The following is a 22,726-nucleotide window of genomic DNA, read 5'->3' as shown; positions in this document are numbered from 1 at the left end:
CCACGCGCCCGCGGGGGGGGGGGCCGCCGGCGGGGCGCGGGGGGGGGGGGGGGCGGGGGGGGGGCCCGCCCCCCCCGCCCCCGCCCCCCCCCGGGCGGCCCGCGGCCCGGCCGACGGCGACCGGCCGCGCGTGGTGACCGCCGGGACCGGCAGCACGGGAGGTCCGGCGATGGCCGCCGCCGACTTCGCCGAGCGCCTGCCCGGCGGCAGCTGCTCGCTGGACCTGGAAGGACGCCTCACCTACATCAGCTCCGGCGCCTGCGAACTGCTGGGCTGCGACGCGGGGCTGCTGATCGGCACGCTGCCGTGGCAGTCCCTGCGCTGGCTCGACGACCCGACGTACGAGGACCGCTACCGGACGGCGGTGATCAGCCGAGAACCCGTCTCATTCACGGTGTGCCGCCCGCCGGGCCGCTGGCTCGACATCCACCTCTATCCCGACGCCAGCGGCATCAGCGCCCGCATCCTGCCCAGCGGCGAGCAGCCCCCGGCCCCCGCGGAGCCCGTCCGCTCCGGGTCCGTGGCGCCGGCCCGCGCCGGACGGCTCTACCAGCTCACCCACCTGGCCGCCGCCCTCACCGAGGTCGTCGGCGTCCAGGACGTCATCGACCTGGTCGCCGACCAGATCATGCCCGCCTTCGGCGCGCAGGGGCTGGTGCTGTCCCGGGCCGACGCCGGCCGGCTGCGGATCACCGGCCACCGCGGGTACAGCCGGGAGACCGTCGAGCGTCTGGACGGACTGCCGCTCGACACCGACTTCACACCGGCCGGCCGGGCCCTGAGCAGCGGCATTCCCGCGTTCTTCGCCGATCCGGGGGAGATGCGGCGCATCTACCCCGAGGCGCCGCTGGTCAGCGGCAAGCAGGCCTGGGCGTTCCTGCCGCTGATCATCTCCGGACGTCCCGTGGGCTGCTGCGTCCTGTCCTACGACCGGCCGCACGCGTTCCCGTCCGAGGAACGGGCCGTGCTGACATCCCTCGCCGGGCTGGTCGCCCAGGCCCTGGACCGGGCCAGCCTGTACGACACCAAGCTGGAGCTGGCCCACGGCCTCCAGCAGGCGCTGCTCCCGCGCACCCTTCCCCGCGTCGCCGGTCTGCGGGTCGCGGCCCGCTATGTGCCCGCCACCCGGGGCATGGACATCGGCGGGGACTTCTACGACCTGATCCGGCTCGGCGACACGGCGGCCGCCGCGGTCATCGGCGACGTACAGGGGCACAACGTGGCCGCCGCCGCCCTGATGGGGCAGGTGCGCACCGGCGTCTACGCCCACGCCACCCTGGGCGCGTCACCGGATCAGGTGCTCGCCCGGACCAACCGGCTGCTCACCGACCTCGCGCCCGACCTGTTCACCAGCTGTCTCTACGCCCATCTGGACCTGGCCCGCGGCCGGGTGAGCCTCGCCGGCGCCGGGCATCCGCCACCCCTGCTCCGCCTCGCCGACGGCGCCACCGCGCCGGTCGGCCTGGTCCCTGGGCCTCTCCTCGGCATCGATCCCGACGCCGTCTTTCCCGTCACCGAGTTCCCGCTCGCCCCGGGCGCGACGCTGGCCTTCTACACCGACGGCCTGGTCGAGACGCCGGGCGTCGACCTCGACGACTCCATCGCCGAACTGGCACGGCTCCTCGGCTCGGCGGACGACCGTGACCTGGAGCTGCTGATCGACGACCTGCTGAGGAAGAGCAAGGCGGTCGGGCAGCGCACCGACGACATCGCCCTCCTCCTGCTCCACCTCGACCAGGCGCCGCCCACCCCGCCGCCGGCCGACGCGGACGAGCGCCCACGAGCTGACCGCTGACGCGCGCGTGGCGCACGGGCGGCGGCCGACCGGGCCTTCGTCCGCGCTGCTCGGCCGCCCTCAGCCGCCCTGCGCGCACGGTCGCTGCCAGGGCGTCCGGGTCGCGGGCCGACGCCGGAGCGGCGGCACGCGTTCCCTCAGCTCCCGCCCGGACACCACCCGCAGCGCGCCTTGCCAGCGCCCCGACGCCGATTCCGGTTCGCTCTCGGGGACGACCTCGGCACGGCCCTCCACCAGTACCAGCACGGGGTCGTCGTCGCGCGCCAGCGGTTCCCGGACCTGGGCGCCGGTGATCATCGGATCCTCCCCGTCCCCGCTCCCGTCGGCGCGGTCCTCGTGCCGTCGCCGGCTCCGGGAGCTGCGCCGGGCCGTGGGGGAGGCGGAGCGTCGCCGGCGCGGACCGCCTCCATGACGAACCCGCTGCACACCCGGGCCGGAAGCCGGTTCAGCGGGATCCGCAGATCCTGATCGGGCACGTCGTAGTCCAGCCGGGCCAGGCGCGGGACCAGGGCCTGGAGCAGGGCGATCGTGACGTCCTCACCCGGGCAGCGATGCCCCGCGGCGCGGTCGCCGCCGCCCTGGGGGACCAGGTCGTCGCGTCCGGGCGGCCGCTCCAGGAAGCGCGTGGGCTCGAAGGCGTAGGGGGCCTCCCAGAGGTCCGGGTCGTGGTTCTGTCCGTAGAGGTCGAGCAGGACGAGCGCGCCGGAGGGGATCGGTTCACCCTGCCACACCAGATCGGTGACGGCCCGCCCGCCGAGGAAGGGGGCGAAGGGGTAGAAGCGCCGCACCTCGTGGGCGAAGGCCACCGCGTACGCGGAGTCGTCCCGCCGCAGCCGTTCCCGCAGCTCGGGACGCCGGTGCAGCGCGTGGGCCGCGTACGCGACGAACCAGCAGACCGCGACGGTCGGGCGGATCACGTTGAGCAGTTCGACCGCGGCGGTGTGCGCGTCGAGGAGCCGTCCGTCGGCGTCCCGGTGCCGGGCCACCGTGTCCAGCGCCGACCCGGACGGCGCGGTGACGTGCCGGGCCCGCACGTCCCGGACCAGGCGTCCCAGCCATTCCTCCCGGCGGGCGCGGGCACGGCGCGCCCGCCAGTGGCGCGGTCCCGGCGTGCCGAAGCCGTCGACCATGGCGACCAGGTCCCGGGCCACCGGGCCGGCGTCGACCACCGGAACGCCGGCCCAGCGGCAGACGCCCTCCGCGAGCACCCTGCTCGCCTCGTCGAACAGCAGGACCGAGGCGCGGTCCGGCCACGACGCCGCGGCGTCGTCCCACGCGCGGGCGGCGGAGTCCACCAGGGCGGCGACCGCCCGCGGCCCGGTGAGGAGGGACAGGAACATGCCCTTGCGCACGCGGTGCGCCGGCCCGTCCAGGGTGTGGACGGCGCCATGGCCGAACAGCGTGCTCAGCACGGGCCCCGGCAGGGCGGAAGCGCGCTCCACGTGCCGTTCGTCGTAGAAGAAGCGCACGGCCTCGGGCCCGTGCAGGGCCACGGCGTGCTGTCCCATGAGGCGGGTGCGCACGAGGGGACCACGGGTGCCGCGCCGGCGGTCGGGCAGCCAGGCGTACCCCTTGGCGAGCAGGGCCAGGGAACTGTCGGCGATCGGAGGACGGCGACTGTCGTTCATGCGCCACTGAGTGCCCTGGGGCCGGGACCGGAAACGGGCCGGCGACGCGATCGGGCCGGCGGACCGATCGGTGGGCGTGAGGACGATTCGAACGACGGGGGAGGGGGGTACCCGTGGGGCATGGCGGCGAGCGCGGTCGCGAGCGACCGGGGTCCCTCGGGGGGCGAGCGGGGGAGGTCCATGCCGTAGGGCACGCCGTGACAGCCCGGCCCGGCGGAAACCGGTACGGGCTGCCTCTGTGCCGGGAGGCCGGAACCGGATCCGGGACCTGGGCACGGACACCGCACCTGCGCATGGGGAGGGGCTACGCGACCTGTGCATGGGCAGGGGGCTACGCGACTTTTCCGCATGGTTCCCCGAAGATCGCTCGTCTGAGAAGCGGTCGCGACAGACGTGCGCACTGCGTAGATTATGTGACGGTATGTGGGGAACTCGGTCGGAGCAATCAGCCGCCGAATCCGCCCGGCAGACGGGTCCGACCACTGATCCGACCGCTGGGCGGGCATTCGGGCACATCCCGAGGAGCGAACGTGAGTATGCGTATCGGAGTGGAAGAAGAGTTCCACGTCCTGGAGGTGGAGAGCGGGCGCCTGGTGCCGCGCGCCGACGCCGTACTGCGACGGCTCCCCAAACGGACCTTCACCACCGAGCTGCACCGGTCCACGGTCGAGTCCAACAGCGGTGTGCACACGTCCCTCGACGACCTCCACGCAGACCTCGCCGAGACGAGACGGCGTCTAGACCGGGCGGCCGCTTCCTCGGGGCTCGCCGTGATGGCGGCGGGCACCGCCCCGCTGGCCCCGGCAGCCTCGGCCCGCCCCACCGCCGACGCGCGCTACCTCCACATGAGCGAGGAATACCGCAAGGTCGCCGACGAACAGCTCATCTGCGGCGCACAGGTCCACGTGGACGTCCCGGACCGGGACACAGCCGTACGCGCCATGTGCACGGTGGCCCCCTGGCTGCCCGTCCTCCTCGCCCTCTCCGCCAGCTCCCCCTTCTGGCAGGGCGCCGACACCGGGTACGCGAGCTGGCGGACCCTGCTCTGGCAGCGCTGGCCCACCGCCGGACCGGCCGGGTGCTACGCGAACGCCGCCGAGTACGACGCCGCCGTGCAGGACTTCGTCCGGGCCGGAGTGATCAGCGACGCCGGAATGATCTACTACGACGTCCGCCCCTCCGACCACCTGCGCACCCTCGAACTGCGCATCTGCGACGCCTGCCCGCGCGCGGAGACCGTCGTGCTCATCGCCGGCCTCTTCCGCGCCCTCGTCACCGAGGCGCGCGAGCAACTGGCCGCCGGCCGAGAGCCGCACTGCGACGGCCGCCACGAATGGCTGCGCGGCGCCGCCTGGCGGGCCGCCCGCTCCGGCCTCGAAGGAACGCTCGTGGACCCGGAGACCCACCGGGACGCGCCCGCGGAACAGGTGCTGCGCAAGCTCCTCGTCCGGCTGCGTCCCGCGCTGGAGGCGCACGGCGACTGGGAGACCGTGCGGACCCTGGCGCACCAGGCGCTCGCCGACGGCAGCGCCGCCCGCCGCATCCGCCGCGCGGCCCAGGAGGAGGACCTCCTGGCCTGCGTCGACATGCTCGTCGCCGAGACACGCGGCGAACGCGGGCACCGCGGCGCCACGCGGCCCGTTCCCGCGGGCGGCTCCCGCCCCGCCGCCGGCCCTCGGACGCTGCCCCCGGTCACCCAGGCCATCGGCCGCTGACGGCCTCGCCGCCGGACCGCGGACCCGTGTCCCACCCGCTCAACGAACCGTTCAGAAAGGGCTTCGTCATGTCCACCAGCACGACCCGGGCTCACGCCTGTCCGCGGAAAGGGGGCGGTACGCCATGTGCGGTCTGAGCGGAGAGATCCGCTTCGACGGCCGACGCCCTGATATGGCGGCCGTCGAGCGCATGAGCGAACGTCTCGCCGACCGGGGGCCCGACGGCCACGGCGTCTGGACACGGGGCGCGGTGGCCCTCGGACACCGCCGTCTGAAGATCATCGACCTGTCCGACCTGGGCGCCCAGCCGATGACGGACGCGAGCGGCGAGATCACCGGCGTCTTCAACGGCTGCGTCTACAACTACCGCGAGCTGCGCGACGAACTGCGAGGTCTCGGCCACCGCTTCGAGTCGACGTCCGACACCGAAGTGGTCCTCAAGGCCTACCTGGAGTGGGGAACCGACTGCGTCCAGCACTTCCACGGCATGTTCGCCTTCGCGCTCGTCGAGCAGCGCAGCGGCCGCGTGGTGCTGGCCCGCGACCGGCTCGGCATCAAGCCGCTCTACCTGTCCGGCACGCCGGACCGCTTGCGGTTCGCCTCGTCGCTGCCCGCCCTCCTCGCCGCCGGGGACGTGGACACCTCCCTCGACCCGACGGCCGTCCACCAGTACCTCAGCTGGCACGCCACGGTCGCGCCGCCGCGCACCGTGCTCAACGGCGTGCGCAAACTGCCCCCGGCCACCGTCCGGGTCGTCGAGCCGGACGGCTCCCACCGCGACCACCGCTACTGGCAGCCCTCGTACACACGCCGCCCCGAGCACGCCGGCATGGGCGCCAACGAATGGCGCGACGCCGTGCTGGAGGGGCTGCGCACCGCCGTACGGCGGCGCATGGTCTCCGACGTCCAGGTCGGCGTCCTGCTCTCCGGCGGACTGGACTCCAGCCTGATCGTGGCGCTGCTCGCCGACGAGGGACAGCGCGACCTGATGACGTTCAGCGTGGGATTCGAGTCGGAGGGCGGGGAGGAGGGCGACGAGTTCCGCTACTCGGACCTCGTGGCCCGCGAGTTCGCCACCGACCACCGCCGCCTCATGGTGCCCTCCGACCGGGTCTCCACCGCCCTGGACGGGGCGATCGCCGCCATGAGCGAGCCGATGACCAGCCACGACGTGGTCGCCTTCTACCTGCTGTCCGAGCAGGTGTCGAAGGACGTCAAGGTCGTGCAGAGCGGGCAGGGCGCCGACGAGGTGTTCGCCGGCTACCACTGGTACCCGGAACTGGCCGCGGCCGCCCGCGAGGACGAACCCGAGCAGTACGCCGAGACGTACTTCGACCGGCCGCACGCCGACTTCGCCCGCATCCTCCAGCCGCACATGCTGCCCTCCGAGAACGTCTCGGGACGCTTCGTCCGCGAGCACATGGCGGTCCCCGGCGCCGAGACCGCGCTGGACGCGGCGCTGCGCCTCGACACACACGTGATGCTGGTCGACGACCCCGTCAAGCGCGTCGACAACATGACCATGGCCTGGGGCCTGGAGGCCCGCGTGCCCTTCCTCGACCACGAGCTGGTGGAACTGGCCGCCGCCTGCCCGCCCGAGCTCAAACTCGCCGACGGCGGCAAGGGCGTCCTCAAGGAGGCCGGCCGCAAGCTCCTGCCACGCGAGGTCGTCGACCGCCCCAAGGGCTACTTCCCGGTCCCGGCCATCCGCCACATGGCCGGTCCCGTCCTGGAGCGCGTGCGCGAGGCGCTGCGGGCGCCCGAGGCGAAGGAACGCGGGCTGTTCCAGCAGTCCTACGTCGACGAACTGCTCGCGGCGCCCGACCACCACCGGACCAAGCGCGGGGCGAACGCCCTGTGGCAGACGGCTTTGCTGGAGATATGGCTGCAGACGCACGGAATCAGGTGACCGACGACCGCGCCGGCCGCACCGGCGCGCCGCCCGCCGCCCCGCCCGGCGGCGTCCGGGCGCTGACGTTCGGTCCTGCCCTCACCCGGCCCGTGGACCCGCCGTCCCCGGACGCCGACGCGGGGAGCGCCGGGTGCGCCGCCGCACCGGCCCTCGTGCCGCTGCCCGACGCGGCCGGCCCGCGCGACGCGGTGAGCCGGCTGCGCTCGCACGGCTGCTGGTACCCCTCCTCCGCCGCGGACGGCGCCGAGGCCGCCTTCATCTGCGACCGGGGCGGCGTGCCCCAGATGTGGGCGGGCCCGGTCGGCGGCGGCGAGGTGCGGCTGCTCGACTCCTCGCCGGACCCGGTCGCCGAGGTCTCCTGGTCGCCGGACGGCCGCTGGATCGCGTACACCACCGCACCGGGCGGCGGCGAGCACACCCGCGTGCTGTGCGTGCGGCCCGACGGCAGCGGCCGGCGCGTCCTGGCCGGCGCCGACCCCGACAGCACCGCCCACCTGGGCTGCTGGGCGCACGACGGCTCCGCCCTCGCCGTCACGGTCTCCGCGCCCGCCGCACGCCCCTTCGACGACGGCTCGGGGCGCCCGCCCCCGGAGCACACCCCCGGCGACGGCCGTCCCGAGGCCGCCCTCCCGTCCGCCGGCTGGACGGACCGGGACGGTCACGCCACGCTCCTCGGCCGCGCCGTCTACGACGCCGCGACGGCCACGGGAGCACCGGCCGGGGGAGGGGAGGCGGACGGAGGCGGGGGCCCGGACGGCATCGGCAGGAGCGGCGTCCCGGCCGCGGGGACGGCCGTACGGGCCGACGGCGGACTGTCGGTGTACCTGATCGACCCCGACGGCCACACCTCGCCCGTGCTGCTCACCACCGAGACGCACGCGGCCACCCTGCGCGCCTGCGACCTCAGCCGCGACGGCCGGTTCGTGCTCCTGCGCCGGGGCCCGCGCGGCCGGCGCGAGGCGGTGGTGCGGCGCACGGACGACTCCACCACGACCTTCGCGCTGCCCGTCGCCGACGGAGACCCCTGGATCGGCAGGTTCTCACCCGACGGCCGCACCCTGTGGCTGCGCAGCAACGCCGGCCGGGAGTACGCGGCGCTCCTCGCCGTGGCCCTCGACGGCGAGGGCGCCCCGGCCGGGACGTCCGTCGTCGCGGAACGGCAGGACAGCGACCTCGAACTGCTTTCCCTGGCCCACGACGGCCGCACGGTCGCCCTGGCCTGGAACGCCCATGGCGCGAGCGAGCTGGAACTCGTCGAGACCTCCCCGGCGCCGCACGCCGGCCGGCGCCCCGCCCCCGACGCCACCGGACCGGCCCGGCCGGTGCCGCTGCCCCACGAGGTCGTCACCCGTGTCAGCGGGGCCGGCACCGGACGCCTGCTGCTGGCGCTGTCCGGGTCGCAGCGCCGGCCGGGCGTGTGGTGGGCCCACGAGGGCGTGTCCCTGCTGCGCACCCCCTGGTCGTCGAAGGACGAGGACGCCGTCGCCCCGGGCCGCCCGCCCGTCCGGCCCGTCCCGCTGCGGCTCACGGCCCGCGACGGCCTGCCGCTGAGCGGCTGGTACTACCGCGCGCCCGGACGCCCCGCGGGCGAGCCGGCGCCCTGTGTGATCCATCTGCACGGCGGGCCCGAGGAGCAGGAACGCCCGGTCTTCCATCCGCTGTACCACGAGCTGACCGGGCGCGGCCTGGACGTGTTCGCACCCGACGTGCGCGGCTCCTCCGGCCACGGCCGCTCGTTCGTCGACGCCGACCTGGGCGCCGGCCGCTTCGCCGCGCTGGACGACGTGGCCGACTGCGCGGCCCACGCGGTGACGGCCGGCCCCGCCGACCCGACGCGGCTGGCCGTGATGGGCCGCTCCTACGGCGGCTACCTCACGTTCGCCTCGCTCGTGTGGCACCCGGAACTGTTCCGCACCGGCGTCGCGGTCTGCGGCATGTCCGACCTCCTGACGTTCTTCGCGGGCACCGAGCCCTGGCTCGCGGAGTCGGCGGCGCACAAGTACGGCCACCCCGAGCGCGACCGGGAGCTGCTGCGCGCCCTGTCGCCGATGAGCCGCGTCGACGCGCTGCGGGTCCCGGTGCTCGCCGTGCACGGCGAGCACGACACCAACGTGCCCGTGCAGGAGTCCCGGCAGTTCGTCCGCGCGGCCCGCGAGCGGGGCGTCGCCGCCGAGCTGCTCACCCTGCGCGACGAGGGCCACGACTTCCTGCGGGCGGAGAACCGCCGGCTGTTCCGCCGCAGCGCCGCGGACTGGCTGGAACGCCATCTGCGCCGGTGAGCCCCGTCACGCGGCGCCGGGCGGAGCCCGGAGGAAGCGGGGCCGGGCCGGGGAAGGCAAGAGGCAGGCGGCGGCGCTCGACCTCCCCAGGCATCACGCCGCCACCTGCCGACCGGCTCCGGCTACCCCGTGATCGGCGCTCTATTCCCCCTTGTTCCTCTTTGATCGATCGATGACCTCAACCGCTCCCCGATGGCCGCCCGTCGCTCGCGGATGACCGTCCGTCGATCGCCTTCGTCCGGTCACGGCCCCGGCCTGTCCGCCGAGCCCGCTGTTTCCACGAGCCCCCGGAGCTCCGGGGGCCCTCCCCGAGCTGCCACTGCCTCCCACGGCCTCCCTCGGGCTCCCTCGGATCCGTGTCCGGGGCTCGGGCGGTCCGTTCAGGCGGCCGTGAGTCAGCCGACGGACCGCGCCGCCCCACATCGGCGGGCGTGCGAGCGGCGCCGGCGCGCCCGGTCCGCCGCGCGCAGCCAGGCCGCCCCGAGCACCAGGGCCAGGGCCGCCTCGACCACGTCGCCGCCGTAGTACATCAGCCTGGCCCCCTGGTGCAGATCGGCCGTGGCGAAGCCGGCGCCGGGCGGTCCCGCGGCGTACAAGGTCTTGGCCAGGACGGTGTGGGCGGCCCCGGCCGTCAGCAGCGTGCCGCCGCGCAGGGCGAGGCTCCGCGGCCGGCGCACCGGATCGAGCCGGCACAGGGCGAAGGAGAAGAGCAGACCGGCCGCCAGCAGATGCGCGTGCAGCAGCGCGTCGTACGGCGGACGCCGGTGCACCGCCGCGAACAGCCCCGTCCGGTACAGCAGCCACATGCCGCCGACGTCCACCGCCGCGGCCACCGGCGGGAAGACGAGCGCGCCGACGACCCGCGTGTGCGTGAGACGCACCAGCGCCCTGCGCACCCGGCCGGGGGACAGGCGGCGCAGGACTAGCGTCACCGGGCGGGCGGACACCAGCAGCAGCGGGGCCGCCATGCCGACGAACAGGTGCCGGACCATGTGCCCGGTGAACGGACCGCCCGGCAGCGAGCCCACCGCCGCCCACACGAGCAGGAAGCACCCGGCGGCGAACCGGGCGTCCCGCCACCGGGGCCAGCCGTCTCCCCGGCCGCGCAGCCGCGCCGCGCCCGCCGTGTAGGCGACCGCGGCGGCCGTGACGGTCAGTACGGCCAGGACGGTCAGGACGGCCAACGCCCCGCCCGCTCCGGGAACCGGCCCCGGGTGGACGTGCGCGAGGGTCACGAGGCCGGCCCGCCCCGGCTCCGGCGGTTCGCCATCACCGCCAGCACACCGCCGAGGACCAGCAGGACCAGGCCGCCCGCGTTCCAGGCCCGGTCGTAGGGCGCGAGGTCGACGCCGTAGCGGATCTGGTGCACCCGCAGCACCTTGTGGTCCACGAGCCCGTCGAACAGCTGGAAGCCCCCCAGGCCGAGAAGGAATCCCGCCCACGCGTGGGGAGGCGAGAGGTCCCGGCGTCGGCGCAGATCGGCGAACAGGAAGAACCCGGCGACGAGCGCCAGCAGCTCCGCCGTGTGCAGCAGCCCGTCCGACAGCAGGCCCACGGCCGTGGTGGACCGGTCGTAGAAGTGATGCCAGGCCAGGATCTGGTGGAAGACGATCTCGTCGACCGCGGCCATCACCGCCGCCCCGATCAGCGCGCACACCGCCGTCGACCGCCCCCGGCCGTCCCGCGCGGCCTCCCGCACCCCGTTCATCCGCTCACCGTCGCGGCGCCGGCCGCGCCGTGCGTTCCGGCGGTCCGCGCGCCGGGTCGCGGTGCGCGCTGGGCCCGGGACGGCGTCCGTTCACTCATGACCGGCCTCCCCATCGTGATCGGGTGTGGTGCGTCGCTTGCGCGCGAGGCTCCTGGTGGCGGCTCACGCGGGCGGCCCGGGTACCCCGGCCGGGGCGCGGTCACTCCGCCGTCGTCGCGCCGTCGCGCCGCCCTCGCTCCGCTGCCCGGCAGGCCGGCGGGCGGGACGGGCCGCGGAGGTCCCCGGCCGTGGATGGCAGGATGGTTGGTATGGACATCCGTCGCAGGAACAACATCCGGATCACCGGCCGCACCGACGGACCGACGGTGGTGCTGGCGCACGGCTTCGGCTGCGACCAGAACATGTGGCGTCTGACCGTCCCCGCTCTGGAGGAGCACTACCGCGTCGTGCTGTTCGACTACGTCGGCTCGGGCGGATCGGAGCTGAGCGCTTGGGACGAGAAGCGGTACTCGTCCCTCGCCGGCTACGCCCAGGACGTCGTCGACGTCTGCGAGGAACTGGACCTGCGTGACGCGGTCCTGGTCGGGCACTCGGTCAGCGCCATGGTGGGAGTGCTGGCCGCGCGTGCCGCGCCGGAGCGGATCGGATCGCTGGTGATGGTGGCCCCGTCGCCGTGCTACATCGACTCCGACGGCTACCGCGGCGGCTTCAGCGCGGAGGACATCGACGAGCTGCTGGAGTCCCTGGAGTCGAACTACCTGGGCTGGTCCGCCGCCATGGCGCCGGTGATCATGGGCAACCCCGAGCGCCCGGAACTCGGCGAGGAGCTGACCAACAGCTTCTGCGCCACCGACCCGGAGATCGCCCGGGTCTTCGCCCGGACCACCTTCCTGTCCGACTCCCGCGACGACCTCGGGAGCGTCACCGTGCCGACCCTGGTCCTGGAATGCGTCCAGGACGTCATCGCGCCGCGCGAGGTCGGCGCCCATGTGCACGCCCGGATCCCCGGCTCCACCCTGGTGACCCTGGGGGCCACCGGGCACTGCCCCCAGCTGTCGGCGCCGCAGGAGACCAACGCCGCCATCCTCGCCTTCCTGCGCGGCCTGCGGTGATGTGCCCCTCAGGAGACCTGCCGGAGCCCTGCGAGGCGCGGGACGCCCCCTCGACCGACGCGGCGTTCAGCGCCCTGCTGGAGGACAGCGTCGAGGACCTGTACGAGTCCGCGCCGTGCGGATACCTGTCGACGCTGATGGACGGCACCGTCGCCAAGATCAACGCCACGCTGCTGGGCTGGCTGGGACTGGAGCGCCGGCACGTGGTGGGCCACAAGCGGTTCGCCGACCTGCTCACGGTGGGCGGCAAGCTCTACCACGAGACGCACTTCGCGCCGATGCTCCAGATGAAGGGCGAGATCAACGGCATCGCGCTCGAGATGAGGAAGGCCGACGGCGGCCGCATGCCCGTCCTGGTCTCCTCCGTGGTCAAGTACGGCAGCGAGGGCGAGCCGCTGCTGATCCGCACGACCGTCTTCGACGCCTCCGACCGCCGCGCCTACGAGGAGGAGCTGCTGCGCCGCAAGCAGGAGGCGGAGCGCGCGCACCGCCAGGCCGAGGCCGACCGCGCCCGGTTGCAGGAGGCCCTCGCCGTGCTCCAGCAGTCCCTGCTGCCCGCGGGCCTGCCGGCGGTGCCGGGCGTGGAAACCGCCACGTACTACCACACCGCCGCTCCCGACCGGCTCGGCGGCGACTTCTACGACCTCTTCGCCCTCGACGGCGCCCGCTGGGCGTTCTTCCTCGGCGACGTGTGCGGCAAGGGCCCCAAGGCCGCCGCTGTCACCTCCCTGACCCGCTACACCCTGCGGGCCGCCGCCCTGCACGATCCCGACCCCGTCACCGCGCTCACCACCCTGAACACGGTGCTGCACGAGCGCTACACGGGCGGGGACCCCCGCTACTGCACCGCGATCTTCGGGATCCTCACCCCCGACCCGCAGACCGGGCGCGTCGCCGTCAGCCTGGCGTCCGGCGGCCATCCGCCCGCCCTGGTGATCCGCGGCGACGGCGGCACGGACTTCCTGCCCACTCCCGGAGGGCTCCTGGTCGGCGTGCTGCCGCACGCGTCCTTCACCCCCGCCGCCACCACACTCGGCCCCGGTGACACGCTGCTCCTCTACACCGACGGGCTGACCGAGGCGCGCACCGGAGCCGACCGCGCCGAGCTGTACGGCGACCGCGCCCTCCTCGACTTCGTCGCCGCCCACGCGACCGCGTCGCCGCAGGGCATGGTCGACGCGCTGACAGACCTGCTGGAGAGCCTCGGGGACGGGGTCGACGACGACACCGCCCTGCTCGCCGTCGGCGTTCCCCGCACCCCCGTGCCGGCCGGCCCGGCCGCGGACCACCGGAGAGGAAGACTGTGAAGATCGCCGCCCGCGACGCGTCCACCGGTCCCGTGCTCGAGATCGTCGGTGATCTCGACTACGGCACGGCGCACGAACTGCGCGAACGCGTCGCCCGGACGACACTGGAGGCCGGCCAGCGCCTGGTGCTGGACCTGTCACGCCTGGAGTTCTGCGACTCCAGCGGCATCACCGCCCTGATCGCGGCCCGCAACCACGCGGCGGCCGCCGGGGCCGACGTCGCCCTGGCCGGCGTCCCCGCCAACACCCTGCGCATCCTGCGCATCGTCGGGCTCGACCAGGTCTTCGCCGTCCACCCCGACGCGCGGTCCGCGACCGCGGCGCCGTCGTGCGCCGAGGCTCTCCGGGACGCCGGGCCGGGCGGCGCCTGACCCGGCGGTCCGGGACGCCTCCGGGCGAGCCCGCCGAGGGCCCGTCCCCGGACCGGGGTGTGAGGCGGCCGGGACCGGGGACTTGGTGAGTATGCCGGGCCCAGCGGCGTTCCCATGGGGCTGACCCGGCCCAGGCTTCTCTGGTTCAGACCGTGTGCCGGGGGAGCCGCCCCACCGGGGCGGCTCACGACAGGCCGCCCTGCTCGCAGATCAGCCGGGCGACCTCGCGCAACTTGACGTTGTTCTCCTGCGAGTAGCGCCGCAGCACGCCGAACGCCTGGTCCTCGGAGAGGTGGTGGCTGCCCATCAGGATGCCCATGGCCTCGCCGATGGTGTGGCGCGTGGCGACGGCCTGTTCCATCTGGGCCTGGGTGCGGGCGCTGGAGAAGGCGATCGCGGCGTGCGAGGCGAGCAGCCAGCCGGCCAGTTCGCCGGCCTCGGTGAACGCCCCGGCCTTGCGCGAGTAGAGGTTGAGCGCGCCGAGATCCTCGTCGTCGGTGAACAGCAGGAAGCCCATCATGCTGCCCACCCCGAGCGCGTGCGCCGCCGGTGCGTAGGCGGGCCAACGCCGCTGCTCGCCGGTGAGGTCGGCGATGCGGAAGACCCGCTCGCCGTGGGCGCGCCGGGCGATGTCGAAGCAGGGACCTTCCCTCAGTTCGCCCTGCAACCGGTCGTTGTCGACGACCAGCCCGTCGGTGGGGGCGAGCGTCTCCACCTTGCGGGCGTGGAGCACGAGGATGCCCGCCGCGTCGCACCCGTCCACCAGTTCGGTGGCCGACGCGGTGATCCGCTCCAGTGTGGCGTCGACCGACTCCTGGGCCAGGAGATCCCTCGCCATCGACGCCATCTGCCGGGCGAACCGGCCCCAGTCCACGCTGTCCTCCACCGGTAGGCCTCCCCATCGGTCACCTCCTGCCCAGCTTGCCACGCGGCGATACGGGGAGTCCTTACACGAGAGTGGCGGCGCGGCGTCAGCGCACGACGTCGAAGACGTTCTTCTGCAGCCCGTTGGCATACGCCTGGTGCTCGACCAGCCTCAGCTTCTGGGCGTCCTTGTCGGTGTCGCTGAAGAGCCGCTTGCCCGCCCCGAGCAGGAGGGGGAAGACGAGCAGGTGGTACCGGTCGATCAGGCCGGCGTCCGACAGCGCACGGTTCAGGGAGGCGCTGCCGTGGACGATGATCGGGCCGCCCTCGCCCTCCTTCAGCGCGGCGACGTCGTCCAGCGAGCGCAGGATCGTCGTCTCGCCCCAGTCCGACACCAGGTCGTCCTCGCCCAGGGTGGTGGAGACGACGTACTTCGGCATCACCTTGTACTCGGCGAACTCCGGCATGCCGGGCCACACCGGGCTGAACGCCTCGTAACTCGTCCGGCCCAGGAGCATCGCGGTGGCCTCCTGCTGCTCGCGGCCCTTGATCTCGAACGCCTCGGGGAGGAACTCGATGCCCTTGAAGGTCCAGCCGGAATTGCGGTAGCCGGGCTCGCCGCCCGGGGCCTCCACCACGCCGTCGAGGGAGATGAAAGCGGTGCTGATCAGGGTGCGCATCGTGGGTCCTCGGGTCTCGTGTCCGGTCTTCGGTGGACGGGGCGGCGCCTGGTCGTCCGCATCGCGCGGTCGCCGCGCCCCGCCATGATCTACGACTCCCGTGCCGCCCGGAACTCATCGGCCGCCCCGGAGCGTCGGGCGACCGGCCGCGGGCGCCGGCATCCCCGGGCGCGCCCGGCCGAGCCCACCGGACCGACCGGCCGCCCCCCGGCCGTACTCCACGCCCCGCCGCCCGCGCAGAATGCCCGTGCGCATCGGACCGGATCCGCCGGACCCACCGACCTCCACGACCCCTCGGGCGGCCGCGAAAAGGTGAGCCGGCCGGGCCGGGGGCCGGGCATGATGCCCCGTGTGGATCACGTCCTGTGCGGTCTCGCCGCCAACCCCGCGCTCCCGCCCGAGTCCGTCGACCGGCTGATCGAGATCGCGGACGCCGAGGTCGCCTGGCGCCTGGCCGACCGTCCGGACCTCGCCCGCGCGCAGGCGCTCGCCCTCTTCGCGCGGGCGCCGGAGTGCGGGGTGCAGCTCGCGTACGCGGGCCGGCTGACCGCCGCCGACGTCGATCCCGTCGCGCGGCCGGACGTCGCGCTCGCCCTGCTCGACGAGAGTGCGGGCGCGCCGCACTGGGCGCGTCTCCTCGCGGCGGACGCGGACCCCGCCCACCGGGAGAAACTGGCCGCCTGCCCCGGCCTCCCGGCCGACGTCGTGCAGACGCTGGCCGCGGATCCGCAGGTGTGCGTCGTCGCCGAACTGGCGCTGTGGCCCACGTCCGGGGTCATCGCCGGGCTCGCGCGCCATCCGCACGCCGAGGTGCGCCGCTCGGCGGCCGCCAACGAGGCAACGCCGCCGGACGTGCTCGCGGCGCTCGTCACCGGACACGGCCTGCCGCCGGTGCTCCGCTGCGCGGTCTGCGACCAGGAGGCCACGCCGTTCGTGCACGACCGGAACTGCGCGCGTCCCGACTGCACCCTGCCGCCGGGCGCCTCCTGCGACGGGTCCCACGAGTCCGCGGTGCACGACATACGGTGGGCGGCCCTGCGCAACCCGGCGACGCCCGCCGAGGCCGTCGCCGGCTTCGCGGACCATCCCTCGATGCTGCTGCGCCGGGCGCTCGCCGCCCGCCCCGACCTGCCCGCTCCCGTGTACCGCGGGCTCGCCGCGGATCCCCTTCCCGGCGTCCGCGCCGACGTGGCCGCGAACCCCGCGATCGACGCCGCCGCGACGCGCACCCTGGCCGGCGACCGCGACCCCGACGTGCGGCGCGGGCTCGCCCACAACCCGCGACTGGCGCTCGACATCATCGCGCGGCTCGCCGACTCCGTCAGGATCGGTCCGACCCTGCTCCCGCGCATCGCGGCCGCCACCCCCGACGAGGTCCTGCTGCTGGCGCGCTCGCCGAGCGCGGCCGTCCGCATGCTCCTGGCCCGGCGCCGCGACCTGCCGCCGGAGATCCGTGACCGGCTGGCCGAGGACCCGGACGCCAAGGTGGTCAGGTCGGTCGCCTCGCACCCGGGCCTCACCGAGACGCGCCTGCGCGCCATGACCGACCGGCACGGGGCCCGGGTCCTCGTCGCGGTGGCGGCCAACCCGGACGCCGGGCCGGCTCTGCTGGAGCATCTGGCCCGGCACGATCCGCCCGTGCCGAAGGCGCTCCGCGAGATCGCCGTGCATCCGGACGCCACGCCCGGCGCCCTGCTCGCGTGTCTGAAGGACAGGCGGGCGAGGCCGGTCGCCGCCGGCCGTGCGGCACTCCCGCCGGCGGTCGTCGTGGAACTGCTCGACGACCCCGACCCGAGCGTGGCGGAGGCGGCGGCCGCCAACCCGTCGCTGCCCCGCGCCGCCGTCGAGGGCCTGCTCTTTGGGGCGTGAGCGGCCCCTCCGCGTTCGGCGGGGCGACGGCCGCCGCCACCGGTTTTGCGGCCGCTCGCGCCGAGCAAGATCAGGATGGCCGGTTCGGACGAACCAGCAGAAGCGTGCGGCGTGTTGACGGTCGGGACCGGCCGGCGCCGTCAGTGGCTCCAGGAGGAACCCGTGGCCGTCGCCCCCATGGCGGAGATCGACATGTTCGCCACCTCGGACCGGCGCACGCGCCACGAGCAGTACCGGCTCCTGCGGGACATGGGCGGCGTCGTCCGGCTGCGCGACCCCGACGTGTACGCGGTTGCGCGCTACGACGAGGTGAAGGCGGCGCTCGGCGACCACGAGACCTTCGTCTCCGGCGAGGGCGTGGGATTCGATCCCGGGGTCAACCAACTCATGCGGGGCGTCACGCTGGTCAGCGACCCGCCCGAGCACGGCGTGCTGCGCTCCGTCGTCGGCGCGGGCCTGCGCCCCGGTCCGCTGCGGGCCCGCGGGGAGGAGATCGCACGCAAGGCGCGCGATCTGGTCGCCCGGGCCGTGGCCGAGGGCGAGGTCGACGGCGTCACCGCTCTGGCCCAGGCGCTGCCGATGCTCGTCATCCCCGACTACCTCGGCCTGCCCGAACGCAACCGCGAACACCTCTACGCATGGGGGCAGGTGGGCAACGACCTGCTGGGCCCTGCCTCGGAACGCACCCCGCACAACGCGGAGATGACCCGGCGTCTGTTCGCGTTCGCCCACGAGCTGGCGGCGAACCGGGAACTCGCGCCCGGCAGTCCGGGAGCCGCCATGCTCGAGGCGGCCGACCGGGGTGTCATCGCCGAGGAGAAGTGCCCGCTCCTGCTGGTGGACTTCATCGGCCCGTCACTGGAGACGACCGCCGCGGCGATCGGGCATCTGCTCGTGGCCTTCGCCGAGCACCCCGCCCAGTGGGACGCGCTGCGCGCCGAACCCGGGCTGGTCGCCTCGGCGGTCAACGAGGTGCTCAGGCTGGAGACCCCGGTACGCGGGCTCACCCGGCTCGCGTCGCGCGACACGGAGCTGGGCGGCGTGAGCGTCCCGCAAGGCGCGCGCATATGGGCCCTGTTCGCCTCCGCGAACCGCGACGAACGCAAGTGGGAGCGTGCGGACGCATTCGACCTGCGCCGCAACCCGCTCGACCACCTCGGATTCGGCTACGGCGTGCACAACTGCGTCGGCCAGGGCGCCGCCCGTGTGGAGCTGCACGCCTTCGTCCACGCGCTGCTGGACTCCGTCGAACGCGTCGAACTCACCGGCGATCCGGTGATCGCCGAGAACACGATCCTCAACACGTACACCGAAATCCCCCTCCGGCTGGTGGCGAGGAAGCCGGCCTGACGCCCGGCCTCCTCACGCCGGGCCGGTCCGCGCGGGCGTGGGCCCGGCTCAGCCGACGTAAGCGTCGCACAGCCCTCGGACGGAGGCCGGCACGGGCGACCGGTGGGACCAGCCGCACACGGTGCGCAGGTCGTACGTGGGCCGCGGCCGGCGCTGCGGCTGCCGCGGCCGGGCCTCGCGCGGGCGGGCGGGCCGTGCCGGGCGCCCGGCGTGGCGGCGCGGTCCGGCCGGCGCGGCGGACCGGGGCCGCCCGGGACGGGCCGGCGCCACACCGCTGCGCGGCCCGACCGGTGACTGGGCGCGCGGTGGCCGGCGCCCCGCGTCGCTCCCGCCCGCGGGCCGCCGCGGAGTGCCGGACCGGTGGCGGGCGGGCGGAGGCGGTGTCGCACCGGAGGCCGTGTCGACGAGCGCGCTGAGGGCGGGAGCCTGCCCGGGGTCCGCCACCGGGGAGGGCATGCGGGCGGCGGCCGGGGCCGGGCGGGGCGGCGGCGGGGATCCGGCAGGGAGGGAGACACAGCCTCCAGCGAGGAGGACGGCCGTCAGGACGGCGGCGAGGGCGAGAGGACGGCGCATGGTCCCAGGGTGGCGGCCGAGCCGCGCCCCCGGTGCCGACCTGGCGGCGCGTCACCGGCACGGGTGACGCGCGGTGACCTCGTGGGCGGGCCGCACGCCCGGCGAAGGGCCGGCGCCCGCATGTGATGCTGGGGCCATGACTGAGGGAAGAGAGGTGGCCGTCGTCCGCCGGCCGGGCCGGGACGCTGCCGCCGAGGACGGGTTCGCCGCGCTTCTGGCGGCCTACCACCTGCGGACGCAGACCGAGAAGGGCGAGGCCGTCACCGGTGTGGACGCGCTGCCGGACCGCTACCGGGCGGAGATCTCGGACCCGGGGACCGCGTTCGCCGACGACGTCGTGCTGACGGCCCTGGACGGCGGCGTCGCCGTGGGGTGCCTCGTGCTGACCGCGCCCGCCGACGGCCGCTCGGAGATCAAGCGGCTGTGGACCGACCCGGAGCACCGGGGCCGTGGCATCGCCTCCGCGCTGCTGCGTGCCGCGCTCGCGGCCGCCGCGGCCGACGGCACGAGCGCGGTGCGGCTCTCGGTGTGGGCATGGCGCACCGAGGCCGTCTCGCTGTACGAGCGCTTCGGCTTCACCGTCACCGAGTCCTGGGACGAGCGCGAGCGGCTGGTCTGCATGCAGCGCGCGATCTGAGCGCCGCCCCGGCACGCCGCGCCTCGCGGGCCCCGGTGGCCGGCCCTCACTCCCCGGCGACGCGCAGCAGCAGTTTTCCCGTCGAGGTGCGCCCGCCCATGAGCCGGTGCGCCTCGGCGGCGTCCGCCAGCGCGAACTCCGCGGTGACCGGCAGGCTCACGCCGCCGTCCGAGACGGTGCGCAAGGAGCGCTCGGCGAGCGAGCGCAGCGCGTCCGGCGCGGACCGCGCGAGCGTCAGGATGGAGAAGCCGCCGACGGACAGGCTCCGTGCGTACAGCTCGGGCTGCCCGATCTGCCACGGCTCGGCCCCGCTCGCGTTGCCGAATGACACCAGGCGTCCGAAGACGGCCAGCGCGTCCAGGCCGCGGCGCAGAGTGTCGCCGCCCACCGGATCGAGGACGAGGTCGACTCCCCGGCCGCCGGTGGCGCGGCGGACGTCGTCGGCGAAGGCGTCGCCGGTGAACACCTCGTCGTAGCCGTGCGCGAGTGCGTGCCCGGCCTTGGCCGCCGAGGACACCACCCCGTACACGGCGCCCGCGCCCGCCGCCCTCGCCAGCTGCCCGGCCACCGTGCCGACGCCGCCCGCCGCGCCCTGCACCAGCACGCTCTCGCCGGCCCGCAGCCGCCCGACCTCGTGGACCAGGGCGTGCGCGGTCGGCACCACCGTGGGGAGGGCGGCCGCGGTGCGCAGGTCCAGGCCCGCGGGAAGCGGGAAGACGGTGACGGCGTCGGCGACGACCACCTCCGCGTAGGCCCCGCCGTCCACCAGTGCGGCCACCTGCTGCCCGGGCCGCAGCCCCCGCACGCCCTCGCCGACGGCCCGGATCCGGCCGGAGACCTCCAGACCGGGCCGGAACGGCAGCGACGGCACCCGGTATCCCTCGGCGCGTGCCTTGAGGTCGGCGAAGTTCACGCCGGCGTAAGCGGCGTCGACGGTGACCTGGCCGGGTCCGGGCTCGGGCGTCGCGGCCCGGACGAGCCGCAGCACCTCGGGGCCGCCGTACTCCTGGAACTCGATCGCGCGCATGGCGGATCACCGCACCCTTCGAAGAGTGTTCAATGGAAAGCGAACACCAGGACTGTATGATATCCATCGAACACTCGACAACCGGCCGGGGCGTTCCGTGAGTCGCACGGCCGGTGGCAGGCGGCGACGGGAGGGTCATGGCGAAGGACGTGGCGGGCGGTTCGCACCGCGCGGCCCCCGTGCACACGGATCCCGAGGAGGTGTCCGTGCTCACGGCGCTGTCCGCGGTGTCCGACCCCGTGCGCATCACGCTGATCCGCGAACTGGCGAACTCCCCTGACTGGACGCGCAGTTGCGGTAGTTTCGACGTGCCCGTCGGCAAGGCGGCGCTCAGCCACCACTTCTCGGTACTGCGCGGCGCCGGCCTGGTGGAGCAGCGCGACGAGGGCCCGAAACGGCTCAACCGGCTGCGGCGCGAGGAGTTCGAGGCGCGCTTCCCCGGACTGCTCGCCCTGCTCCTGGCGGACGACGTCGCCGACGCCCGTGGGTGACGGCGCACCCGCACCCGCACCGGCGCGGTGCGCGCCGGACGACCCTGGACGACACGAACGAACGGTGGACGCACACGTGCCTGGACAAGCCCACACCCCCGCGGACGCCGCCGCACCCGGAACACCCCGGACGATGACGGCGTGGACGACACGGGGCGACGGCATCGACCGGCTGTCCGCGGTCCGCGTGCCCGTACCGGAGCCCGGTCCGACCGAGGTGCTGGTGAAGATGGCGGCCGTGTCGCTCAACTACCGCGACCTGCTGGTGGTGGGCGGCGTCGACCACTGGTCGCCCGACCGGGACGTGGTGCCCGTCTCCGACGGCGTCGGCTCCGTCGCCGCGGTCGGCTCCGCGGTGACCCGCTGGCAGCCGGGCGACCGGGTCTCGGCCGGGTTCCTGCCCCGGTGGCGGTCGGGTCCGCTCACCGAGGACACCTATGTGTCACCGGTCGGCGGGCCGGTCAACCGCGGCATGCTCGCCGAATACGTCCTCGTCGAACAGGACGAGGCGGTGCGCACCGCACAGAGCCTGGACGACGTGCACGCGGCCACGCTGCCCGTCGCCGGGGTGACCGCCTGGCACGCCGTCGGGCGCCGCAGCCGGGTCCGGCCCGGCGAGACGGTGCTCGTCCACGGCACCGGCGGAGTCGCCCTGTTCGCCGCGCAGTTGACGCTCGCCCTGGGCGCGACCCCCGTCGTCACCTCCGGCAGCGACGAGAAGCTCGACAGGCTCCGCGCTCTCGGCGTCGACCGCACGGTCAACTACCGGCGCACCGAGGACCTCGCGGCGGAGGTCCTGCGGATGACCGGCGGCGAGGGCGTGGACCATGTCGTCGAGACCGTCGGCGGCGACAACCTGAACCGCTCGCTGGAGGCGGTCAAGGTGGGCGGCAGCATCAGCTTCATCGGCCTCATCGCCGGACGCGAGGCGAACATCGACGTCTACCGGTTCGTCACCAGGAACGTCACCGTCCACGGCATCGAGACCGGCTCCCTGGAGATGCTCGAAGAGCTGGCGGCCTTCGTCGACGAACACGGCATCACCCCCGTGATCGACTCCGTCCACCCGGCCGAGCGGGTCCAGGACGCATTGCGCCACCTCGAAGGCGGCGGGCACTTCGGCAAGATCGTCGTCACCCTGCCGGGCGCGACGACGCCTCGCGCCGCTTCCGCCGTCCCGGGCCGTGCATCGGCCCGTCCCGGATCCCGGTGAGGAGTGTTTCGTGAACATCGGTGAGATCGCCCGGCGGGCCGGTGTCTCGCGGAGCACCGTGTCGTATGCCCTGAGCGGGAAGCGTCCGGTGTCGCAGGAGACGCGTCGCAGGATCCAGCAGGTGATCGACGAGCTGGACTATCGGCCCAATGCGAGTGCGCGGGCGCTGGCGAACGGGCGGACCAGCACGATCGG

At 74.9% G+C, this 22,726-nt stretch carries 20 protein-coding genes; 13 read left to right on the top strand and 7 right to left on the bottom strand.

From position 1 onward, the window contains the following. The first annotated feature begins 169 nt into the window (after positions 1–169). On the top strand, positions 170–1,795 hold the full coding sequence (locus tag ACGFSH_RS34020; RefSeq protein WP_393355433.1) for a SpoIIE family protein phosphatase: 1,626 nt from the start codon (positions 170–172) through the stop codon (positions 1,793–1,795). A gap of 60 nt (positions 1,796–1,855) precedes the next feature. Here ACGFSH_RS34020 and ACGFSH_RS34015 read toward each other — a convergent pair whose 3' ends face one another. Continuing rightward, the gene (locus tag ACGFSH_RS34015) at positions 1,856–2,092 is read right to left on the bottom strand and encodes a hypothetical protein (protein WP_393355430.1); all 237 of its coding nucleotides are present in this window, start codon (positions 2,090–2,092) and stop codon (positions 1,856–1,858) included. Beyond that, positions 2,089–3,423, bottom strand: coding sequence for a cytochrome P450 (locus ACGFSH_RS34010; RefSeq protein ID WP_393355427.1), 1,335 nt, complete (start codon positions 3,421–3,423; stop codon positions 2,089–2,091). The genes ACGFSH_RS34015 and ACGFSH_RS34010 overlap by 4 nt, the downstream gene beginning before the upstream one ends. Before the next feature lie 536 nt (positions 3,424–3,959). Between ACGFSH_RS34010 and ACGFSH_RS34005 the strand changes: the two genes are divergently transcribed. The 3 genes from ACGFSH_RS34005 (at position 3,960) to ACGFSH_RS33995 (ending at position 9,329) form a co-directional block, all read left to right on the top strand. Continuing rightward, on the top strand, positions 3,960–5,138 hold the full coding sequence (locus tag ACGFSH_RS34005) for a glutamate--cysteine ligase (protein WP_393355439.1): 1,179 nt from the start codon (positions 3,960–3,962) through the stop codon (positions 5,136–5,138). Between the two features lie 124 nt (positions 5,139–5,262). Continuing rightward, the gene (locus tag ACGFSH_RS34000; RefSeq protein WP_393355425.1) at positions 5,263–7,047 is read left to right on the top strand and encodes an N-acetylglutaminylglutamine amidotransferase; all 1,785 of its coding nucleotides are present in this window, start codon (positions 5,263–5,265) and stop codon (positions 7,045–7,047) included. Then, on the top strand, positions 7,020–9,329 hold the full coding sequence (locus tag ACGFSH_RS33995; RefSeq protein WP_393355423.1) for a S9 family peptidase: 2,310 nt from the start codon (positions 7,020–7,022) through the stop codon (positions 9,327–9,329). Before ACGFSH_RS34000 ends, ACGFSH_RS33995 begins: the two co-directional genes overlap by 28 nt. 395 nt (positions 9,330–9,724) lie before the next feature. Here the strand turns inward: ACGFSH_RS33995 and ACGFSH_RS33990 are convergent, their stop codons facing one another. Together ACGFSH_RS33990 and ACGFSH_RS33985 are read right to left on the bottom strand one after the other, a co-directional pair. Further along, a complete protein-coding gene (locus ACGFSH_RS33990; RefSeq protein ID WP_393355421.1) occupies positions 9,725–10,564 on the bottom strand; it encodes a cytochrome c oxidase assembly protein in 840 nt (279 codons plus the stop codon). Further along, positions 10,561–11,037 carry a DUF2243 domain-containing protein gene (locus tag ACGFSH_RS33985; protein ID WP_393355419.1) on the bottom strand — a complete coding sequence of 159 codons (477 nt, stop codon included), beginning with the start codon at positions 11,035–11,037 and terminating at the stop codon, positions 10,561–10,563. The genes ACGFSH_RS33990 and ACGFSH_RS33985 overlap by 4 nt, the downstream gene beginning before the upstream one ends. A gap of 308 nt (positions 11,038–11,345) precedes the next feature. On the opposite strand from ACGFSH_RS33985, the gene ACGFSH_RS33980 reads away from it, so the two are divergent. From ACGFSH_RS33980 to ACGFSH_RS33970, 3 genes are read left to right on the top strand one after another with little or no spacing between them, the layout of a single operon-like run. Further along, complete coding sequence (locus ACGFSH_RS33980; RefSeq protein ID WP_393355417.1) at positions 11,346–12,149, top strand: alpha/beta fold hydrolase; 804 nt, start codon at positions 11,346–11,348, stop codon at positions 12,147–12,149. Further along, entirely contained in the window at positions 12,149–13,456 is a 1,308-nt protein-coding gene (locus ACGFSH_RS33975; RefSeq protein ID WP_393355415.1) for a PP2C family protein-serine/threonine phosphatase, read from the top strand. Before ACGFSH_RS33980 ends, ACGFSH_RS33975 begins: the two co-directional genes overlap by 1 nt. Continuing rightward, positions 13,453–13,827, top strand: a complete 375-nt coding sequence (locus ACGFSH_RS33970) for an STAS domain-containing protein (RefSeq protein ID WP_393355413.1) — start codon at positions 13,453–13,455, stop codon at positions 13,825–13,827. Before ACGFSH_RS33975 ends, ACGFSH_RS33970 begins: the two co-directional genes overlap by 4 nt. A 184-nt stretch (positions 13,828–14,011) precedes the next feature. Here the strand turns inward: ACGFSH_RS33970 and ACGFSH_RS33965 are convergent, their stop codons facing one another. Together ACGFSH_RS33965 and ACGFSH_RS33960 are read right to left on the bottom strand one after the other, a co-directional pair. Beyond that, positions 14,012–14,674: an ANTAR domain-containing protein gene (locus tag ACGFSH_RS33965; protein WP_393355436.1), complete on the bottom strand. Its 663-nt coding sequence runs from the start codon at positions 14,672–14,674 to the stop codon at positions 14,012–14,014. A 124-nt stretch (positions 14,675–14,798) separates the two neighbouring features. Further along, positions 14,799–15,371 carry a dihydrofolate reductase family protein gene (locus ACGFSH_RS33960; RefSeq protein ID WP_393355411.1) on the bottom strand — a complete coding sequence of 191 codons (573 nt, stop codon included), beginning with the start codon at positions 15,369–15,371 and terminating at the stop codon, positions 14,799–14,801. A gap of 351 nt (positions 15,372–15,722) precedes the next feature. On the opposite strand from ACGFSH_RS33960, the gene ACGFSH_RS33955 reads away from it, so the two are divergent. The 3 genes from ACGFSH_RS33955 (at position 15,723) to ACGFSH_RS33945 (ending at position 19,800) form a co-directional block, all read left to right on the top strand. Next, positions 15,723–17,240, top strand: coding sequence for a hypothetical protein (locus ACGFSH_RS33955; RefSeq protein ID WP_393355408.1), 1,518 nt, complete (start codon positions 15,723–15,725; stop codon positions 17,238–17,240). Between the two features lie 162 nt (positions 17,241–17,402). Then, a complete protein-coding gene (locus ACGFSH_RS33950) occupies positions 17,403–18,590 on the top strand; it encodes a cytochrome P450 (protein ID WP_393355406.1) in 1,188 nt (395 codons plus the stop codon). A gap of 709 nt (positions 18,591–19,299) precedes the next feature. Further along, positions 19,300–19,800: a GNAT family N-acetyltransferase gene (locus tag ACGFSH_RS33945; protein ID WP_393355403.1), complete on the top strand. Its 501-nt coding sequence runs from the start codon at positions 19,300–19,302 to the stop codon at positions 19,798–19,800. 46 nt (positions 19,801–19,846) lie between these two features. Here the strand turns inward: ACGFSH_RS33945 and ACGFSH_RS33940 are convergent, their stop codons facing one another. After that, positions 19,847–20,827, bottom strand: coding sequence for a zinc-binding alcohol dehydrogenase family protein (locus ACGFSH_RS33940; RefSeq protein WP_393355400.1), 981 nt, complete (start codon positions 20,825–20,827; stop codon positions 19,847–19,849). 137 nt (positions 20,828–20,964) lie between these two features. Between ACGFSH_RS33940 and ACGFSH_RS33935 the strand changes: the two genes are divergently transcribed. From ACGFSH_RS33935 to ACGFSH_RS33925, 3 genes are all read left to right on the top strand, one after another. Beyond that, positions 20,965–21,318 (top strand): ArsR/SmtB family transcription factor, encoded by a 354-nt coding sequence (locus tag ACGFSH_RS33935; RefSeq protein WP_393355397.1) that lies wholly within the window; start codon positions 20,965–20,967, stop codon positions 21,316–21,318. A gap of 76 nt (positions 21,319–21,394) precedes the next feature. Further along, positions 21,395–22,531, top strand: coding sequence for an NAD(P)-dependent alcohol dehydrogenase (locus tag ACGFSH_RS33930; protein ID WP_393355395.1), 1,137 nt, complete (start codon positions 21,395–21,397; stop codon positions 22,529–22,531). A 10-nt stretch (positions 22,532–22,541) separates the two neighbouring features. After that, a partial coding sequence (locus ACGFSH_RS33925) for a LacI family DNA-binding transcriptional regulator (protein ID WP_393355393.1) occupies positions 22,542–22,726 on the top strand: 185 nt, incomplete at its 3' end.

Origin of the sequence: Streptomyces sp. NPDC048481 (assembly GCF_043200075.1) — a bacterium.
GTDB lineage: Bacteria > Actinomycetota > Actinomycetes > Streptomycetales > Streptomycetaceae > Streptomyces.
The sequence above is the reverse complement of the archived record's forward strand: the minus strand, read 5'-3'. Positions and strand labels throughout refer to the sequence as shown.

Bases quoted from the DNA above. Each gene is read 5' to 3' on its own strand.
- ACGFSH_RS33935 (WP_393355397.1), top strand. From the start codon at position 20,965: ATGGCGAAGGACGTGGCGGGCGGTTCGCACCGCGCGGCCCCCGTGCAC.
- ACGFSH_RS33985 (WP_393355419.1), bottom strand. From the start codon at position 11,037: ATGAACGGGGTGCGGGAGGCCGCGCGGGACGGCCGGGGGCGGTCGACG.
- ACGFSH_RS34000 (WP_393355425.1), top strand. From the start codon at position 5,263: ATGTGCGGTCTGAGCGGAGAGATCCGCTTCGACGGCCGACGCCCTGAT.
- ACGFSH_RS34015 (WP_393355430.1), bottom strand. From the start codon at position 2,092: ATGATCACCGGCGCCCAGGTCCGGGAACCGCTGGCGCGCGACGACGAC.
- ACGFSH_RS33975 (WP_393355415.1), top strand. From the start codon at position 12,149: ATGTGCCCCTCAGGAGACCTGCCGGAGCCCTGCGAGGCGCGGGACGCC.
- ACGFSH_RS33945 (WP_393355403.1), top strand. From the start codon at position 19,300: ATGACTGAGGGAAGAGAGGTGGCCGTCGTCCGCCGGCCGGGCCGGGAC.
- ACGFSH_RS34020 (WP_393355433.1), top strand. From the start codon at position 170: ATGGCCGCCGCCGACTTCGCCGAGCGCCTGCCCGGCGGCAGCTGCTCG.
- ACGFSH_RS33995 (WP_393355423.1), top strand. From the start codon at position 7,020: ATGGCTGCAGACGCACGGAATCAGGTGACCGACGACCGCGCCGGCCGC.
- ACGFSH_RS33980 (WP_393355417.1), top strand. From the start codon at position 11,346: ATGGACATCCGTCGCAGGAACAACATCCGGATCACCGGCCGCACCGAC.
- ACGFSH_RS33960 (WP_393355411.1), bottom strand. From the start codon at position 15,371: ATGCGCACCCTGATCAGCACCGCTTTCATCTCCCTCGACGGCGTGGTG.
- ACGFSH_RS33965 (WP_393355436.1), bottom strand. From the start codon at position 14,674: ATGGCGTCGATGGCGAGGGATCTCCTGGCCCAGGAGTCGGTCGACGCC.
- ACGFSH_RS34010 (WP_393355427.1), bottom strand. From the start codon at position 3,423: ATGAACGACAGTCGCCGTCCTCCGATCGCCGACAGTTCCCTGGCCCTG.
- ACGFSH_RS34005 (WP_393355439.1), top strand. From the start codon at position 3,960: ATGCGTATCGGAGTGGAAGAAGAGTTCCACGTCCTGGAGGTGGAGAGC.
- ACGFSH_RS33940 (WP_393355400.1), bottom strand. From the start codon at position 20,827: ATGCGCGCGATCGAGTTCCAGGAGTACGGCGGCCCCGAGGTGCTGCGG.